This is a genomic window from Rhizobium esperanzae, assembly GCF_014197615.1.
In the GTDB taxonomy this organism is placed as follows: Bacteria; Pseudomonadota; Alphaproteobacteria; order Rhizobiales; family Rhizobiaceae; genus Rhizobium; species Rhizobium esperanzae_A.
This window is the reverse complement of the sequence record NZ_JACIFY010000011.1, coordinates 167,554-184,239: the sequence shown is the minus strand read 5'-3', so window position 1 is coordinate 184,239 and position 16,686 is coordinate 167,554. Positions and strand designations below refer to the sequence as shown.

Annotated in this window: 15 protein-coding genes; 3 read left to right on the top strand and 12 right to left on the bottom strand. The window is 61.0% G+C overall.

Annotated elements, in window-relative coordinates; translation table 11 throughout:
• Positions 1-44: 44 nt before the first annotated feature.
• The 12 genes from GGD57_RS16645 to ybgC form a co-directional block, all read right to left on the bottom strand.
• The gene (locus GGD57_RS16645) at positions 45-881 is read right to left on the bottom strand and encodes an outer membrane protein (RefSeq protein WP_097615018.1); all 837 of its coding nucleotides are present in this window, start codon (positions 879-881) and stop codon (positions 45-47) included.
• A 371-nt stretch (positions 882-1,252) separates the two neighbouring features.
• Positions 1,253-2,605 carry a phosphoglucosamine mutase gene (gene glmM, locus GGD57_RS16640; RefSeq protein ID WP_085738266.1) on the bottom strand — a complete coding sequence of 451 codons (1,353 nt, stop codon included), beginning with the start codon at positions 2,603-2,605 and terminating at the stop codon, positions 1,253-1,255.
• 238 nt (positions 2,606-2,843) lie between these two features.
• Entirely contained in the window at positions 2,844-4,775 is a 1,932-nt protein-coding gene (gene ftsH / locus GGD57_RS16635; protein ID WP_085738267.1) for an ATP-dependent zinc metalloprotease FtsH, read from the bottom strand.
• Positions 4,776-4,871: 96 nt separating this feature from the next.
• The gene (tilS, locus tag GGD57_RS16630; protein ID WP_184471441.1) at positions 4,872-6,362 is read right to left on the bottom strand and encodes a tRNA lysidine(34) synthetase TilS; all 1,491 of its coding nucleotides are present in this window, start codon (positions 6,360-6,362) and stop codon (positions 4,872-4,874) included.
• Positions 6,363-6,373: 11 nt separating this feature from the next.
• Entirely contained in the window at positions 6,374-7,363 is a 990-nt protein-coding gene (gene ybgF, locus GGD57_RS16625; RefSeq protein WP_184471440.1) for a tol-pal system protein YbgF, read from the bottom strand.
• A 161-nt stretch (positions 7,364-7,524) separates the two neighbouring features.
• Positions 7,525-8,061 (bottom strand): peptidoglycan-associated lipoprotein Pal, encoded by a 537-nt coding sequence (gene pal / locus GGD57_RS16620; RefSeq protein WP_097615014.1) that lies wholly within the window; start codon positions 8,059-8,061, stop codon positions 7,525-7,527.
• Between the two features lie 153 nt (positions 8,062-8,214).
• Entirely contained in the window at positions 8,215-9,522 is a 1,308-nt protein-coding gene (gene tolB, locus GGD57_RS16615) for a Tol-Pal system beta propeller repeat protein TolB (protein WP_184471439.1), read from the bottom strand.
• Positions 9,523-9,544: 22 nt separating this feature from the next.
• Positions 9,545-9,958: a hypothetical protein gene (locus GGD57_RS16610; protein WP_184471438.1), complete on the bottom strand. Its 414-nt coding sequence runs from the start codon at positions 9,956-9,958 to the stop codon at positions 9,545-9,547.
• Positions 9,959-11,098: a hypothetical protein gene (locus GGD57_RS16605; protein ID WP_184471437.1), complete on the bottom strand. Its 1,140-nt coding sequence runs from the start codon at positions 11,096-11,098 to the stop codon at positions 9,959-9,961. It lies immediately after the preceding gene.
• An 8-nt stretch (positions 11,099-11,106) separates the two neighbouring features.
• Positions 11,107-11,562, bottom strand: a complete 456-nt coding sequence (gene tolR, locus GGD57_RS16600) for a protein TolR (RefSeq protein ID WP_003566333.1) — start codon at positions 11,560-11,562, stop codon at positions 11,107-11,109.
• Positions 11,563-11,580: 18 nt separating this feature from the next.
• Entirely contained in the window at positions 11,581-12,300 is a 720-nt protein-coding gene (gene tolQ / locus GGD57_RS16595; RefSeq protein WP_003582115.1) for a protein TolQ, read from the bottom strand.
• 375 nt (positions 12,301-12,675) lie between these two features.
• Entirely contained in the window at positions 12,676-13,131 is a 456-nt protein-coding gene (ybgC, locus tag GGD57_RS16590) for a tol-pal system-associated acyl-CoA thioesterase (protein ID WP_012485098.1), read from the bottom strand.
• 142 nt (positions 13,132-13,273) lie between these two features.
• Here ybgC and GGD57_RS16585 point away from each other — a divergent pair, with 142 nt between their 5' ends.
• The 3 genes from GGD57_RS16585 to GGD57_RS16575 all read left to right on the top strand — a co-directional run bounded on the left by GGD57_RS16585 (position 13,274) and on the right by GGD57_RS16575 (position 16,579).
• Positions 13,274-14,494 (top strand): NAD-dependent epimerase/dehydratase family protein, encoded by a 1,221-nt coding sequence (locus GGD57_RS16585; protein ID WP_184471436.1) that lies wholly within the window; start codon positions 13,274-13,276, stop codon positions 14,492-14,494.
• A 349-nt stretch (positions 14,495-14,843) separates the two neighbouring features.
• Complete coding sequence (locus GGD57_RS16580; RefSeq protein ID WP_184471435.1) at positions 14,844-15,665, top strand: glycosyltransferase; 822 nt, start codon at positions 14,844-14,846, stop codon at positions 15,663-15,665.
• The gene (locus GGD57_RS16575) at positions 15,662-16,579 is read left to right on the top strand and encodes an NAD-dependent epimerase/dehydratase family protein (RefSeq protein ID WP_184471434.1); all 918 of its coding nucleotides are present in this window, start codon (positions 15,662-15,664) and stop codon (positions 16,577-16,579) included. The genes GGD57_RS16580 and GGD57_RS16575 overlap by 4 nt, the downstream gene beginning before the upstream one ends.
• The last annotated feature ends 107 nt before the right edge of the window (positions 16,580-16,686 follow it).

Below are 16,686 nucleotides of genomic sequence, written 5' to 3'. Positions count from 1 at the left end.
AGCCGCCCGGTTCGGGGCGGCTTTCGGATGCAAGGGAATGAAAATTACTTGTAGACCGGCTGCTGCAGCGGAATTTCCGGCGGCGGTTCGTAGCTCGCCTGGGCGCAGCCACCAAACAGATAGCGGGCGCCGACGCGGGCTTCGTGAACGCTGAGACCCTTATCGCGGCCCGGGCCGCCATTTTCGGCATAGCCGAACATGTTGCCGCCGTCGATATGCAGATAGCGGTAGCCGACATCGGCCTTGACATTGCAGGTCACATCGATCGAGGCGCCGGCCATGAGAGCGTAGGTGAAGCGCCAGTTACCCTTGCCGCCATGGTTGACCTCGTCGTCGCAGAAGCTGCCGTCATCGGCGCAGGCGACGTTACGCAGGTTCTTCCACTTGACGTAGGAGCCGCCGATACCGGCGCCGACATAAGGCGTCACGTAGCCGTAGGTACCGAGATCGACATAGGCATTGGCGAGCAGCGTGTAGGCGGTCAGCGAAGAGCGGTCGCTCGAGGTGCAATCCACCAGCGGGAAGCCGCACTGCCCGGATGTCGAGCCCTTGAAATCAGCCTGCGTGAGATAGTCGAGAGTCAGATCGGTGCGCAGATAGCTGTTGATCTGATAACCGACACCGCCGCCGATGGTCCATGCGTCGTCGAGATCAGCGTCGTCGAAATCGACTTCCGTGGCGTTGCTGCCCTGGAAATAGCGCGCGCCGCGCAGATCGGTAAAGGCATAACCGACATCGCCGCGCAGGTACCAGCCGGTCGCTTCGGTAACCGTTACCTCGGGCGGCTGCTCCGGGATAGGCTCGGCAGGGGCGAGGTCCGCGGAATAGGCGTTTGTCGCAATCAACAATGCGGCGAAGATGCCGGACAAGCTTCTTTTCATGGATCCCACTCCAAAATCCGGTTGCGTCGGCAGGCGCAGGTCGCTGCCAATCTGATACGCTTCGGATGGATAATGAATTGGAAACGTTAAAAGCTGCTTAACCACGCTTATTTACCGTAGATCTTGAAGCTTACGGTAGAGAAATAGGAATTATCGTGGCGAAAGTCTTTGAAGCAACGACCGGACGAGGCGATTTGCTGGATGATGGAGTTAACAAAAGAGCCGGCACTTGCGCACCGGCTTTTCCCTTAATCTTCTCGGTCCATCGGCCACAGGCACCCGATCAGCCCTCGTCCTGAGGTGCGAAGCCCGCAGGGCGCAGCCTCGAAGGATGAGGGCGGAGAGAGGAAGGCCAATGTGTCCTCAAGGAATCAAGCGGCGGTCCGGACGTTCGAGATCGTGCCGATCAGCTCGTTGACGATACGCTCGATCTGGGCGCGGTCGTCCCCTTCGGCCATGACGCGGATCAGCGGCTCGGTGCCCGAAGGACGAATGACGAGGCGGCCGCTCCTGGCAAGCTCAGCTTCGGCATCGGCGATCGCCTTCTGCACCTGGATATCCTCCAGCGGCTTGCCGCCGCTGATGCGGACATTGCGCAGGAGCTGTGGCACCGGCTCGAAACGGCGGCAAACCTCGCTGACCGTCCGGCCGGTGCGCTTGACCGCAGCAAGGATCTGCAGTGCCGCGACCAGACCGTCGCCGGTCGTGCCGTAATCCGAGAGCACGATATGGCCGGACTGCTCGCCGCCGACATTGTAATTGTGCTGGCGCATATGCTCGACGACGTAGCGGTCGCCGACTTTCGTGCGGGCAAGCGCCATGCCGCGCTCGTCGAGGAAACGCTCGAGGCCGAGATTGGACATGACAGTCGCGACGATACCGTTGCCACGCAACTGCTGGCTTTCGGCCCAGCTTTCGGCGATGACGGCCATCAGCTGGTCGCCGTCGACGATCGAACCATTCTCGTCGATAATGATGACACGGTCCGCATCGCCATCGAGCGCGATGCCGATATCGGCGCGCACCTCGTCGACCTTCTTCTGCAGCGCGACGGGGCTGGTGGAGCCGCAATTGAGATTGATGTTGGTGCCGTTCGGCTCGTTGCCGATCGTGACGACATCGGCGCCAAGCTCCCAGAGTACGGCGGGCGCCACCTTGTAGGCAGCACCATTGGCGCAGTCGATCGCGATCCTCAGTCCCTGCAGCGTCACATCGCGTGGCAGCGTGCGCTTGGCATGTTCGATATAGCGGTCATGCACACCGTCGACGCGCTTGGCGCGGCCGATATCATCGGATTTGGCGAGCTGCGCGTTCAGGTCCTTGTCGAGCAGGTCCTCGATCTCGGCTTCGAGCTCGTCTGAAAGCTTGTAGCCGTCGGGACCGAAGAGCTTGATGCCGTTGTCCTCGTAAGGATTGTGCGACGCCGAGATCATCACGCCGATATCGCAACGCAGCGACCGCGTGAGCATGGCAACGGCCGGTGTCGGGATCGGGCCGAGAATGAAGGCATCGAGGCCGGCGGCGGTGAAGCCCGCCACCATGGCGTTTTCGAGCATATAACCGGAAAGGCGCGTATCCTTGCCGATAACGACGCGATGGCGATGATTGCCGCGGCGGAAGATCGTACCGGCTGCAATTCCGACTCGCATCGCGAGATCCGGGGTCATCGGGAAGACGTTGGATTGACCGCGAATACCGTCGGTTCCGAAATAGCGTCTTTTCATCTGCACTCCTGCGCTTTCCGCGCGCCATTCAAGGCAGCGCCTCTTCCAAGCAAATCCGGCTTCAATGGAATGTCGTCCATCCCGCGTGATTCATGCTTGCCTCATTTCAGCGGAATGCCACAAAATGTGGCTATCGGCACGTAAATTAGCGAGAAAAATGAATATATCCCGTTACCAATGAAAAAGGCCGGATCTCCCATAACGGAAATCCGGCCTGTTTTCGAGGTGTGCCAGCTGCTCAATGCGGCTGCGGTTCGAGACCGGCTTCGGGCTCGTCACCCTTCGTAGCAGGACGCGCGCCGGCCTTCGGCACGGCCGAACCACGGCTCGGCGGCGAATCGTCACCGAGATCGCGCGACGGCTTCTCGCCGCGGATCAGCGCCTTGATCTCCTCGCCGGTCAGCGTCTCGTATTCGAGCAGGCCTTCGGCAAGAGCGACGAATTCGTCGTGCTTTTCCGTCAGGATCGTACGGGCCTGGGTGTAGGCTTCGTCGATCAGGCGGCGCACTTCATTGTCGATCTTCTGCGCGGTTGCTTCCGAAACGTTCTTCGACTGCGACACGGAGTGGCCGAGGAAGACTTCCTGCTGGTTTTCGCCATAGGCGACCTGACCGAGCTGATCGGAGAAGCCCCATTGCGTGACCATGGCGCGGGCAAGCTTGGTCGCCTGCTCGATATCGGAGGAGGCACCCGACGTGATGTTCTCCTTGCCGAAGGTGAGCTCTTCGGCGACACGGCCGCCCATCATGATGCAGAGGCGCGAAACCATCCACTTGTAGCTCATCGAGTAGCGGTCGCCCTCGGGAAGCTGCATGACCATGCCGAGCGCACGGCCGCGCGGAATGATCGTCGCCTTATGCAGCGGATCGGCGACGGCGACGTTCAGCGCGGTGATGGCGTGTCCGGCCTCATGGTAGGCGGTGAGCTTCTTCTCCGCCTCGGTCATTGCCGAGGAACGGCGCTCGGCGCCCATCATGATCTTGTCCTTGGCGTCTTCGAATTCCTGCATGGTGACGACGCGCTTGTTGCGGCGGGCGGCCATGAGGGCGGCTTCGTTGACGAGATTCATCAGGTCGGCGCCGGAAAAACCGGGCGTGCCGCGGGCGAGAACCTTGAGATCGACATTCGGCGCCAGCGGAACGTTGCGGGCATGCACCTTGAGGATACGCTCGCGGCCGACGATGTCCGGGTTCGGCACGACGACCTGACGGTCGAAACGGCCGGGACGCAGCAGCGCCGGATCGAGGACGTCGGGGCGGTTGGTGGCGGCAATCAGGATCACGCCTTCATTCGCCTCGAAACCATCCATCTCGACCAGCAGCTGGTTCAGCGTCTGCTCGCGTTCGTCATTGCCGCCGCCGAGACCGGCACCGCGATGACGGCCGACCGCATCGATTTCGTCGATGAAGATGATGCAGGGCGCATTCTTCTTGGCCTGTTCGAACATATCGCGCACGCGGCTGGCGCCGACACCGACGAACATTTCGACGAAGTCGGAACCGGAAATGGTGAAGAACGGCACGTTGGCTTCGCCGGCAACCGAACGAGCGAGCAGCGTCTTACCGGTGCCCGGAGGACCGACAAGCAGCACGCCGCGCGGGATTTTGCCGCCGAGACGCTGGAACTTCTGCGGATCCCGCAGGAATTCGACGATTTCCTCGAGATCCTGCTTGGCCTCGTCGACGCCGGCGACGTCTTCGAAGGTGACACGGCCATGCGCTTCGGTGAGCAGCTTAGCCTTGGACTTGCCAAAGCCCATCGCACCGCGTGAGCCACCCTGCATCTGCCGCATGAAGAACAGCCAGACGCCGAGGATCAGCAGCATCGGCAGCAGCGTGCCGAGGTAACTCAGAAAGCCGGAGGAACCATCGGTCTCCGGACGCGCGGTGACAGCAACGTTTTTGGCCTGCAGGCGATCGAGCAAGCTGTCGTCGATGACGGGTGAATAGGTCTGGAAATTATTGTTATTTTCCAGATACGTTCCGCTCAGCCGATTGCCGGTGACCACGACATCCTTCACGCGGCCCGCATCGACCTCACGCAGAAACTGCGAATAAGGGATTTCGCGGGAGCCTGTCTGCGCCGGCGCCGTCTGGAACATACTGAAAAGGGCGATCAGCAGAAGCGCTATGATCGCCCACAAGGCGAAATTTCGTAAGTTAGGGTTCATTGAACTCCCCAGCATGGAACAGCCGCCTCATGGCGACCGTCTTATTCGTCTCTAACATAGGGTTGCGCCGTGCGATTGCCAAGGCAACACCCCAGGTCAGATGGTTTTTCCGTCAATACTTCTTAAAGGCCGCCTCGCATAGGGCGCCGTCGCGAAAACCGCCGAAAGCCTGTTGGCAAAGATGAAATCAAATCGTGTCAAAAAGCGGTCGAAGGGTGCGAAATAAGGCGCGAGGTCGATCGCTCCGGCGGATTCTGGAGATAAAGGGGCTCCTTCAGCGGATAAGGCCGGTGCCGAAGCGATGGCGCGGTTCCATGCCGATCGAGGGAGATGATACATAACCTCCCTCATTCCCTTCCTCGGGTTTAACCCGAGGGATGTCACAAGAATCCAGCCACCGCGCGTCTGCGCGGTGATTGACTCGACTAAGCGTGAAGTGTCTTTTGCGCCCAAGGACTTGGGCGCCCTGGATTCCTGTGACATCCCTCGGGTTAAACCCGAAGGGAATGAGGAAGCGCGTGGAGCGGCGGCCTCGACCACTATCGACGTGTTCAAACCATTGTGCACGCGAAACCTTCCATCCCACACCCCGGCCTCCCCCGGCTGCAACATCAGCGGCGCGATCCCCCGGCTCTCGCGCGTGAGATAAAGCCCGTCACGCCTGAGATCGAAAACCACCCTGCCGACGGTCATCCGTCCCGGCGCTCCGCCAGCGGCAAAGAAGAGGAGGCGCTCCATCCGCGCCCTGCCCGGCACGAAAGGCTGCCCGCCGAAAACGGCCGTCAGGCGACCAAGCGCATAATCGAGCACTGCAGGATCCTGCCGCAATCCATCAGGCGTCACTTGCCCAAGCAGGCCGCCGTGAAGCCTGAAAGAACGATCCAGCCATTCTGCACCTGCGGACGACAAGTCCAGCCGCGCCGCCCAGGCCGCGCGAATATCCTTCTCCGCAGACGTATCGGCCGAAAGCTGCCGGCGCGTCCGCACGCGCTCATACTTCATATCCTCGTTGCTGGGATCGTCGATCCACCCCGCACCCCGCTCCCTCAGGAAAGCGCGGATATCCGCACGAGTGCAAAAAAGAAGCGGTCGTAAAACCCAGAAACGCCGGCCGAAGAGCACTGCATCGGCAATACCGGATGAAACCTGCTCCGTTCGCATTTCACGCATGGCAAGCGTTTCGCGCTGATCGTCGAACGTATGGCCGGTGACGATGAGATCGGCGCCGAATGCTTCCGCTGCCTCGGCCAGAAGGCCGTAACGCGCCTCGCGGGCTGCAGCCATGATACCGGTCTTCGGCTTGTCGCCCTGCCAGATGGCAATGGTGTGGGCAATACCGAGCGATGCGCAGAGGGCTGCGACCTCGCGCGCCTCATCTGCGGAGTCGGCGCGCAGCGCATGGTCGACGGTTGCAGCGCAAAGGGAAATCTGGAGATGCGGCGCGGCCTTCACGGCTTCATCGAGAAGGAGAAGCAGGCCGGTGGAATCGCTGCCGCCCGAAATCGCGACGAGAATGCGTGCGGGGCTTTGAAGCGATGTGAGAAACTGGAGGATCGCCTGTTGAGGCGAAGCGGCTTCCGGAGGCATGCCGGAAGACCTTAGCAGGCGAGGCGCTTCTGTTCGCTCGCAACCTTGCTGATGACGGCCCGCGAAGCCTTCGGATAACGCTTCGAGACTTCGCGCAACGTCGCGCAGGCCGTCTCCTTATTGTCGAGGGCGGCAAGCGACATGCCGAGCTTCAACAGCATTTCCGGCGCCTTTTCGGAGGTACCGTATTTCTGGTGCGCATTGAGGAAGGTTTTGGCCGCCTCATTGTACTTGCCCTGCGAATAGAGCGCCTCGCCGAGCCAGAAATTGGCGTCGGCCGCCCGCGCGCTGCTCGGGTAGCGGGTGATGTATTGCGTGAATTCCTGTTCGGCCGTGCTGTAATCGCCTGATAAGACATGGCCATAGGCGGCCTTGTACTGCTCCGCCTCACCGCCGAGCGAGGCTGTTTGCTGCGACGTGCCGGGATTGGCATCGGGAATCGGGCCGGAACCGACAGTGGCATTGTCGTCGACGGTACCGCCGACCGCATTGCCGTTCTGATCGAAATCGATCGAGCCGAGTTCCTTCGGCGGCTGGCCGAGGCCGCTATTGGCAGGCACGTTGGTGGAGGGAGCCGTTTCGGCTCCCTGCGGTGCTTGGATCATCCTGGCAACGTCGTCGCTGCCGGAAGCCGGAGCGGGATCGGTCTCACTCTTCTTGACAGGCGCCTTGGCACCCCCGCCGCCGCCGGAACCCGTCTTTTCCAACTGCTGGAAGCGGAATTCATTGTCTTCCTGCTGCTTGCGGATCGTCTCCTGCATCTGCAGCAGCTGGAAGCTCATTTCCTCGATCCGGCCGTTCAGCTGCCGCAACTGCTCTTCAAGCTGCTGCACGCGAACCTCGGCATCGCCGCTCTGCACCTTGACAACAGGCGGCGCCGCCTGGTTTTCCGCGGATCGGCCGCCGAGATGCAGCCCGAAGAACGAAGCGGAATAGGCCGCCCGTTCGCTCCCGGTCACAGCCGCGAGGCACAGCATGCCTGCCACGACAAGTTTCTTCATATGTATCGTCCTGTCCCAGTGATTCTTCGCACCTCGATGGCACGACCAGGAGATTTTTCCAATTGCTTTCAAAAAGCAACGGAGTCTGGCCAAAGTGTGGTCAAAAAGAAAAGGCGGCCCCGGATGGGACCGCCTTTCGAAAGCGAACTGGAATCGGCAGATTACATGCCTGCGCCGCCGAGAACCGTGACGGCGCGACGGTTCTGCGACCAGCAGGAAATATCGTCGCAGACGGCGACCGGACGTTCCTTGCCGTAGGAGATCGTCTTCAGACGCTGTGCCGGAACACCGCGCGAAGCGAGGTAATCCTTGGCAGCGGCGGCACGGCGGGCGCCGAGTGCCAGGTTATATTCGCGGGTGCCGCGTTCGTCGGCATGGCCCTCGACGGTGATCTGGTAGTTCGGGTAGCGGGCGAGCCACTGGGCCTGACGGTCGAGCGTCTGCGAGGCATCGGCCCGGATCGACGAGGAGTCAGTGTCGAAGAAGATGCGGTCGCCGACATTGACCGTGAAGTCCTGGGCGGAGCCGGGCGTGGCGGCACCACCCGCGCCGGCGCCGCCGAGGCCGAGATCACCGGCGCTGTTCGGCGGCTTCTTGGCGCAGCTTGCAAGCGCGAGACCAGCGACCAGCGCGATCATGACGGGGTTGCGGGCGAAATTCTGCATGCGGCTCATAGCCGGGGTATGAATTCGGCTCATGGCCGGTCTCCTTGCGAGTTCATCAGGGTTTCCGGACAGTAACCGCACTCGGTTAACCGCCCCTCAAAGTTTATGGTTAACAATTTACTGATTTGTCCCGTAGTCGCTCGGTTTTCATGATTCTGAGGCGACATGAAGGCATTGCCGCACCTGCTACTCCATAAGCGGCGACCAGGCCGGGTCGGAACCGTAGCTCGGAGTCTTGATGAGCTGTTCGTTGTAGCCGGTCAGGTCGATCGAATAGAGCTGCGGACCGCCGGCGCCTGCCGCCTGGCGGAAGAACATCAGAACGCGGCCGTTCGGTGCCCAAGTCGGACCCTCATTGTGGAAGCCGGTCGTCAGGATGCGCTCGCCCGAGCCGTCGGGTTTCATCACGCCGATCGAGAACTTGCCGCCGGCCTGCTTGGTGAAGGCGATGAGATCGCCGCGCGGCGACCAGACCGGCGTCGAATAGGAACCGTCGCCGAAGGAAATGCGGGTCTGGCCGGAACCATCGGCATTCATCACGTAGATCTGCGGCTTGCCGCCACGGTCGCTTTCGAAGCTGACGCGCGCGCCATCAGGGGAATAGGACGGCGAGGTGTCGATCGCAGACGTCGAGGTCAGCCGCGTCGTCGTGCGCGAGCGCAGGTCCATCGTATAGATGTTGGAGTTGCCTTCCTGCTGCAGGCTCATGATCACCTTCTGACCATCCGGCGAAAAGCGCGGCGAGAAAGTCATGCCCGGAAAATTGCCGACGACCTCACGCTGCCCGGTTTCGAGCTGCAGCAGATAGACGCGCGGCTGTTGGTTGGCGAAGGACATGTAGGTGACTTCCTGCCGGCTCGGCGAGAAGCGCGGCGTCAGCACGAGATCGCTGCCGTCAGTCAGCATGCGGACGTTAAAGCCGTCCTGATCCATGATCGCCAGCTGCCGCTTGCGCTGCTGCTTCGTACCGGATTCGGAGACGAAGACGACGCGAGTATCGAAATATCCCTCTTCGCCGGTGATCTGCTTGTAGATCGCATCGGCGATGATGTGAGCCACACGCCGCCAGTTCTCCGGCTGCGTATAGAACTGCTGACCGGTCATCTGCTGCCCGGCGAACGGGTCCCAGAGCCGGAATTCGGCGCGAAGACGGCCATCCGCTTCCTTGGTAACCCGGCCGGTGACCAGCGCCTGCGCATTGATGACCTTCCAGTCCTCGAAACGCGGCGCCGCATCCGGATTGGAGATCTTTTCGATAAAGGCCGTCTTGTTGATCGGGGCAAACAGGCCGGAACGCTGCAAGTCGGCGGCGATGACCTGCGAGACCTGCGCGCCTATGTCGCCCTGGAAGTCAGTCACCGCAATCGGCAACGGCTGAACGTTGCCTTTTCGAATATCGAGGGTGACCAACGCGTTCGCCGGGGTCGTAAAGGCTGCAGCCCCAATCAGGCCTGCAATGACCATCAAAGCGCGGATGAGGGAACACTTGACCATATCAAACAAGCCTTTCAGCATCTTATTGGGTAAGAGCGCTGGTGTCGAAGTTCAAAATGACTTCCTGCCAGCCGTCGTATTTATCTTTTGGAAGCATTGTGAATGGCGTGGAACGCCGAACGGCGCGGAGGGCCGCAGCCGACAGACTTTTCCGAGCAGCTTCGGTGCCGCCCGAGGCTGTGACCTTGGGTGAACCAATGATCGCGCCATTCTTATCGAGCCACAGGTGGATAGTAATTACGACTCCCCCGTCCCTCGCCTGCTCGGGAGGAAGATCGAAGGAGGAAGCGATTGCGTGCTGCAAATCGACAGCCGGCTTATCAGAGATCGCCGCATCCACCGGCTGCGCCAACGTTACAGGCGCACAAGCCAGAATCGTTCCAAGCATTTTGGCGGCTGCGATAGACTTGCTACCATGGGACAGGTCCATCAGCATCTAGATTCCCATGCTGCTTGGATCGAAGTTAAGGTCGAACTCATTCCAAGCGTCATACTTGTCCTTCGGAAGCATCGAGAAGGGTGCGGATTTCATAACGGCTCTATAAGCGCCGCTTTCTAAAGCACGGCGTGTGGAGTCGCTGCTGCTGCCACCTGACGATTCGACTTCCGGCTGACCGATGATGTTGCCATCCTTGTCGAGCTTCATATGAACCTTGATGACCATTCCGGCAAGGCCTTCCATCCCCGGCGTGACAAGCCAGTTCCCCTCGATCAAGCCGCGCACAGCATCTTCTTCGCTCTGGCTGAGCTTCGAGCCACCATTGCTCTTCTTCGCCCCCAGCGATGCCTCCTGCGTTGAACGCTTGGCACCGCCGGCGGAAGGATCGGTCTTGTTCAGCAAGGCCGAAATCTCGTCGGCGTTGAAATCGCTTTTCATCGAGGAGGCCGCTTTCGCCACCTCCTGCTTCTTGTCGGCCTTTTTCTTGTCCGTCGGCGCTTCCGCAGCCTTCGGTTGGTCCGGAGTCTTTTCCGGCGGCTTTTCGGCGGGTTTCTGCGGTTCCGGCGGTTTCACCTCCGGCTTGGCGACAGGGGTCGGCACCTTGTCCGGCAGCGCCTCGGCATCCGGCTTCGGCGGCTCCTCGGGCTTGGCCTGTTCTTCCGGCGGCTTTTCCTCCGGCTTCGGCGGCGTCACTTCGACGGGCTTCGGCGGCGGAATGGAGGCGACCTCCTTCGGCTGCTCGACCTCGGTCTCTTCCTTGTTGACTTCCTTGACGTCGTTCGGCTTGGGATCGATCGTCGGCAGCGGCTTCTCGCTCGAATTCGCCGCCGCTGCTTCACTGTTGCTCGGCTTGGCGTTCGGGACCGGCGGCGTCTTCAGGTCGGCATTGTTGTCACCGGCATTTTCGGCCGGCTGGGCGATCGGCGGCCGCGTCGTCGGCACCGGCGCTGATGTCTCCTTCTTCGGAGCCTTCTTGTCACCTTGCTGCATCTGGGTGATGGATTCCACCGGCACGAGATCGACCGGCATCGCCTCGAAATCCTCCACCTTGAAGGATTCCGGCGCGCTGAGCGACACCATCGCCCAGGTCAACACCAGGCAATGCAGAACAGCAGATGTGACGACGCTGGTCTTCATCTTGAACGCTACTGGTCCTTCTTCTGCTGCGTCACGAGGCCGATATTCTTGAAGCCGGCGCCCTGGATACGGGCCATGACATCGGCGATGACGCCATAAGGCGCCGTTGCGTCGCCGCGCACGAAGATCCGTTCGTTATAGCCTGTCGTGGCGATCGCCTCGAGCTTGGCGGCGATCTCGGCGGCCGGGATCGGCGTTTCCTGCAGGAACACTTCGCCGTCGTTCTTGACGGAGATGGTGATCGGCTGCGTCTCGGAGTTCAGCGCCTTGGCCTGCGTTTCCGGCAGGTCGATCGGCACGCCGACGGTCATCATCGGTGCTGCGACCATGAAGATGATCAGAAGCACCAGCATGACGTCGACGAGCGGCGTCACATTGATTTCGGAGATCACGGCCTTGTTCCGACCGCCGCGACGGCGGCGTCCGCCACCCCCGCCGCCATTGCCTCCAACAGCCATACCCATGTCAGTATACTCCGTTGGTTACTGAGCGGCAGCGCGCGGCTGCAGTTTCTCGTCGATCTGGCGCGAAAGTATGGCGGAGAATTCGTCCGCGAAGCCTTCCATGCGGCCAGAGAGCTTGCCGGCATCGGCAGAGAATTTGTTGTAGGCGATAACCGCGGGGATAGCGGCAACGAGGCCGATCGCGGTCGCAAGCAGCGCTTCGGCGATACCCGGCGCCACCACCGCAAGGTTAGTGGACTTCGAGCCGGCAATCGCCTGGAACGAGGTCATGATGCCCACGACCGTGCCGAAGAGACCGATGAACGGACCGGCCGAACCGATCGTTGCCAGTGACCCGAGACGGGCGCCGAGAAATTCCGATTCGCGTGACAGCGTCACGTCCATCGCCCGATCGATACGCATCTGCAGGCCGATCGGCGAACGGGCGCCGCGTTCGAAGGATTTCTTCCATTCACGCATGGCGGCTACGAAAATCGCTGCCAGCCCGGTATTGTTGCGTTCCGACAACGAGCGGTAGAGCTCTTCCAGCGACTGGCCCGACCAGAAGACCTGCTCGAACTTGTCGAACTGGCGCCTTGCGCGGCCATAGGCCAGGTATTTGTCGATGACGATTGCCCAGGTCCACACCGAGGCCGCGATAAGCCCGAGCATGACGAGCTTGACGACGATGCCGGCCTGCATGAAAAGCGACCAGAGACTGACGTCCGTCGTTGCTGCTGCCAATCCTACTTGTTCCATTGATCCAAAATCCCCGAATCCAAACGCCCGGTGCTGGACCGGGCGGCACAAAGTGATCTCGCAAGAAGTGTCCGGCGACCGCCGCCCAAAGCCCTGGTCAAGCTTCCAAGCTCATCTTCCGCCTTCTTGCCGTCAAATTTGGTCAAAGGAAGGCGTGCACCGCACAAACTCCGACTTTCCCAGTAAGACACTATTATGGTTAATAGATCGTTAGTGCTGGACTGTGACAGTAAGCCTGTATTTGGAAGATTTCGTTCCGTGGATTACTTGACCGGAGCAAGTTCCGGCTGCCGAGAGAGCGCTCATCCTGCGGCGCGGGAATTCCTTCACATAAAACTCAAGTTTTGACAAGCCTGAATTCCGGGTAATTCGCCGCTATAGCGGCGTGCTGCCCTCCAGGAATTTCGCCGCCAGCGTTTCCGGCAGCCGCCGCGGCCGCCCCCTGGCGTTGATGACGGCGATGATCACCTTGGCGGCGATCAGCAGCGTCTCGCCCGAACGGATCTGCTGGTTGAGCACCATCTTGGCGCCGCCGGCTTTTTCCGTATGCGTCAGGATCGTCAGCACGTCGTCCATGCGCGCCGGGCTCTTGAAGTCGATCTCCATGCGATGGACGACGAAGACGAGGCCTTCCTCGTCGGCGCTGACCAGCTCACGCTGCTCGACGCCGAGACAGCGCAGATAATCGGTTCGGCCGCGCTCCAGGAAATGCAGGTAGCGGGCGTGATAAACTAGGCCCGAGAAATCCGTGTCTTCATAATAGACCCGCTGGACGAGGCGATGCCCCGCCTCCGTCAGCTCTCCCGAAATGGAAAAAGGGCGTTCCGTCATAATTTTCTCCAAACTTGAGCGCCCTCTTTGGCGCAACGCTTCGCGGCAGGCAAGCATTGAATGCCCCGCCGGCAGGCATTGAATGATTGTCATAATTTCTAATTATTCCCGATAACGAACGAACCGATCAGGAGACGATGCGATGAAGATTGCGGTTATGGGCGGAGACGGTTTCATTGGTTGGCCCACCTCGCTGCATCTCTCCGATGCCGGTCACGACGTCCATATCCTGGACAATCTGTCGCGTCGCTGGATCGACACCGAACTTGGCGTTCAATCGCTGACGCCAATGGATTCGATCCAGGAGCGCACCCGCATCTGGCATGCCGAAACCGGACGCCGCATCCACTTCAATCTGATCGATCTCGCCAGAGACTACGAACTCCTGAAGAATTGGCTTTCCGAACACCGCCCGGATGCGATCATCCATTTCGCCGAACAGCGGGCCGCGCCCTATTCGATGAAGAGCGACCGCCACAAGAACTACACCGTCAACAACAATGTCAGTGCCACGCACAACCTGCTGAACGCGCTGACCGAGCTCAATCTCGACGCCCATCTCATCCATCTCGGCACCATGGGCGTCTACGGCTATTCGACAGTCGGCGCCGCCATCCCCGAAGGCTACCTGCCGGTCGGCATCGAAACTCCAGCCGGAGAGACGGTCAGCCAGGAGATCCTCTATCCCTCCAATCCCGGCTCGATCTACCACATGACCAAGTGCCTGGATCAGCTTCTCTTCCAGTTCTACGCCAAGAACGACGGATTGAGGATCACCGACCTGCACCAGGGCATCGTCTGGGGCACGCATACCGAGCAGACGCGCCGCCACGCGCAGCTCATCAACCGTTTCGATTACGACGGCGATTACGGCACAGTGCTGAACCGCTTCCTCATCCAGGCGGCGATCGGCTATCCGCTGACGGTGCATGGCACCGGCGGCCAGACCCGCGCCTTCATCCATATCCAGGATTCGGTGCGCTGCATCGAGCTGGCGCTGAAAAACCCGCCGGCCCGCGGCGCCCGCGTCGAGATCTTCAACCAGATGACGGAAACCCACCGGGTGCGCGATCTTGCCGAGATGATCGCAAGGATCAGCGGCGCCAAGATCGCCTGGCTGCCCAATCCGCGCAAGGAAGCCGCCGAGAACGAGCTGATCGTCCGCAACGAAAAATTCCGCAATCTCGGCCTCGAACCGATCACGCTGGAAGCCGGCCTGCTCGGCGAGATCGTCGACGTCGCAAAGAAATTCGCCTATCGCGTCGACCGCGCACGCGTGCCGGCCGTCTCCGCCTGGACCAAGGATATCGCCGCGACGATCAATCACGATCCGGAGGGTAAACGGTTGAAGTCGGTGTCGTGAGCGCTGAGATGACGAACGCCGGAGTGCCAGCGACTGACCTACAAACTCACCCTCGTAACGTCACTTCAATCAAGGGCCGGCATCCAGTTTGGCCTCGCCAAAGAAGGAGGATCGCGGCTTGCTTCCTCTTCTCCCCAGCGGGGAGAAGGTGGCCCGCAGGGTCGGATGAGGGGGCCACACGGCACGGCCTTCATTGCCTTTCGCTCGCGCTCAACGCATTCGCTTCTGTCGTCGCTCACCCCCTCAACCGCCTGCCGGCACCTTCTCCCCGCTGGGGAGAAGAGACGTGTAGCAGCGCCTTGCCGCGCGTCCTTCGCCAGAGCAAGATTTATCGGAGCAGTCGAACCCGATGAACCACTCGCCGCCCTTCGCCTACGTCACCCTCGTCACCAATGCCGACTATGCCATGGGCGCCACCGCCCTCGCCCTCTCCCTGCGCCGCACCGGCACCACCGATATCGTCATCCTCCACACCGGTGGCGTCGATGCGGCCGCCCTCGCCCCGCTCAAGTCCCTCGGCTGCCGCCTGATCGAAGTCGAGCACCTGCCGCTTTCCGATGCCTTCAACGAGCGCCACGCCCGCGGTCAGCTCCATTCCGCTGCCCCCTTCACCAAGGGTCGCAAGCCCGATTTCCATTCACCGCTCGACAATTTCTGCAAACTCAGGCTGTGGCAGCTCGTCGAATACGAGCGCTGCGTCTTCATCGACGCCGATGCCCTCGTGCTGAAAAACATCGACAGGCTGTTCCTCTATCCGGAATTTTCCGCAGCTCCCAATGTCTATGAAAGCCTCGCCGACTTTCGCCGCATGAATTCCGGCGTCTTCGTCGCCGCGCCCTCGCATGACACATTCCGGCACATGCTCGAAAGGCTCGACAGGCCGGATGTCTTCTGGCGCCGCACCGATCAGACCTTTCTCGAGACGTTCTTCCCGGATTGGCACGGCCTGCCGGTTTATTTCAACATGCTGCAATATGTATGGTTCACCATGCCGGAGCTTTGGGACTGGAAGAGCATTTCGATCCTGCACTACCAGTATGAAAAACCCTGGGAAAAGAATCATCCCAAGGCGGCGCGGCTACAACCGTTGATCGATCTGTGGCACCGTTTCCATGATGGCGGCAATCTGCCCGAGATCGCGGCGCTGGACAATCCGGAAGGGGCAGCATGAAGGTACTGGTATCTGGCGGAACGGGTCTCGTCGGACGGCATATCGTCGAAGAGCTGCTGACTGCCGGCTATCAGGTGATCGTCGGCGGACGCCGTGCGCCGCATCCGCGCCTCTTTTCCCGCCCGGTCGAGTTTGCAGCCCTTTCGCTTGATCCCGACAAGGATCAGATCGACATTTTCGACGACGCCTATTTTTTCGTCCACGCCGCCTTCAGCCATGTTCCAGGCAAGTATCGCGGCGGCGAGGGCGACGATCCGAAAACCTTCCACAGACTGAATCTCGACGGCACCGTCCGGCTTTTCGAGGCCGCCAAACGCGCCGGCACACGCCGCTGCGTCTTCCTGTCCAGCCGCGCCGCCTACGGCGAACATGCCGGGGGAAGCGAGCTGACGGAGACGATGCTTGCCAAGCCCGAAACGCTCTACGGCCAGGTCAAGCTCGATGCCGAGCGAGCGCTTGCCCACCTCTCCACGCCGGGTTTTGCCGGCGTGAGCCTGAGGGCGACCGGCATCTATGGCGATTTCTTCCCGAACAAATGGGACGGCCTGATCGCCGATTATCTCGCCGGCCGGCCGGTTGCCTCACGTGCGGGAACGGAAGTTCACGGCCGCGACCTCGGGCGGGCGGTACGGCTGATGCTGGAGACGGAAAGCAACCGCATCTCCGGCGAGATTTTCAACGTCTCGGACATCGCAGTCGACACGTGCGATATCCTTTCACCCATCCGCCGCCAGACGGGCTGTCGGCATTCGCTGCCCGCCCCCGCCGACAAGGCAGCGCTCGCTGCAATGAGCACGGCGAAAATCGGCGCGCTCGGCTGGGCGCCGGGCGGGACTCCTCTGTTCGAGGAAACAATGCAACGGCTGGCCGTTGCGCAGCCGCAATCTGCAGCATCTGTGCCGTACCGGCAATGATCGTTGGACACCCGCCACGGCGCGAAGTGGGCGCGGTGCTGTCGCAGCCGGCATTGCATCGAACACTGAGCCGTCTATGCTTGCTCGACCTTTCTGATATCCGGCAG

Coding starts and splice junctions, on each gene's coding strand:
- GGD57_RS16645 (WP_097615018.1), bottom strand. CDS start 881: ATGAAAAGAAGCTTGTCCGGCATCTTCGCCGCATTGTTGATTGCGACA.
- glmM (WP_085738266.1), bottom strand. CDS start 2,605: ATGAAAAGACGCTATTTCGGAACCGACGGTATTCGCGGTCAATCCAAC.
- ftsH (WP_085738267.1), bottom strand. CDS start 4,775: ATGAACCCTAACTTACGAAATTTCGCCTTGTGGGCGATCATAGCGCTT.
- tilS (WP_184471441.1), bottom strand. CDS start 6,362: ATGCCTCCGGAAGCCGCTTCGCCTCAACAGGCGATCCTCCAGTTTCTC.
- ybgF (WP_184471440.1), bottom strand. CDS start 7,363: ATGAAGAAACTTGTCGTGGCAGGCATGCTGTGCCTCGCGGCTGTGACC.
- pal (WP_097615014.1), bottom strand. CDS start 8,061: ATGAGCCGAATTCATACCCCGGCTATGAGCCGCATGCAGAATTTCGCC.
- tolB (WP_184471439.1), bottom strand. CDS start 9,522: ATGGTCAAGTGTTCCCTCATCCGCGCTTTGATGGTCATTGCAGGCCTG.
- GGD57_RS16610 (WP_184471438.1), bottom strand. CDS start 9,958: ATGCTGATGGACCTGTCCCATGGTAGCAAGTCTATCGCAGCCGCCAAA.
- GGD57_RS16605 (WP_184471437.1), bottom strand. CDS start 11,098: ATGAAGACCAGCGTCGTCACATCTGCTGTTCTGCATTGCCTGGTGTTG.
- tolR (WP_003566333.1), bottom strand. CDS start 11,562: ATGGGTATGGCTGTTGGAGGCAATGGCGGCGGGGGTGGCGGACGCCGC.
- tolQ (WP_003582115.1), bottom strand. CDS start 12,300: ATGGAACAAGTAGGATTGGCAGCAGCAACGACGGACGTCAGTCTCTGG.
- ybgC (WP_012485098.1), bottom strand. CDS start 13,131: ATGACGGAACGCCCTTTTTCCATTTCGGGAGAGCTGACGGAGGCGGGG.
- GGD57_RS16585 (WP_184471436.1), top strand. CDS start 13,274: ATGAAGATTGCGGTTATGGGCGGAGACGGTTTCATTGGTTGGCCCACC.
- GGD57_RS16580 (WP_184471435.1), top strand. CDS start 14,844: ATGAACCACTCGCCGCCCTTCGCCTACGTCACCCTCGTCACCAATGCC.
- GGD57_RS16575 (WP_184471434.1), top strand. CDS start 15,662: ATGAAGGTACTGGTATCTGGCGGAACGGGTCTCGTCGGACGGCATATC.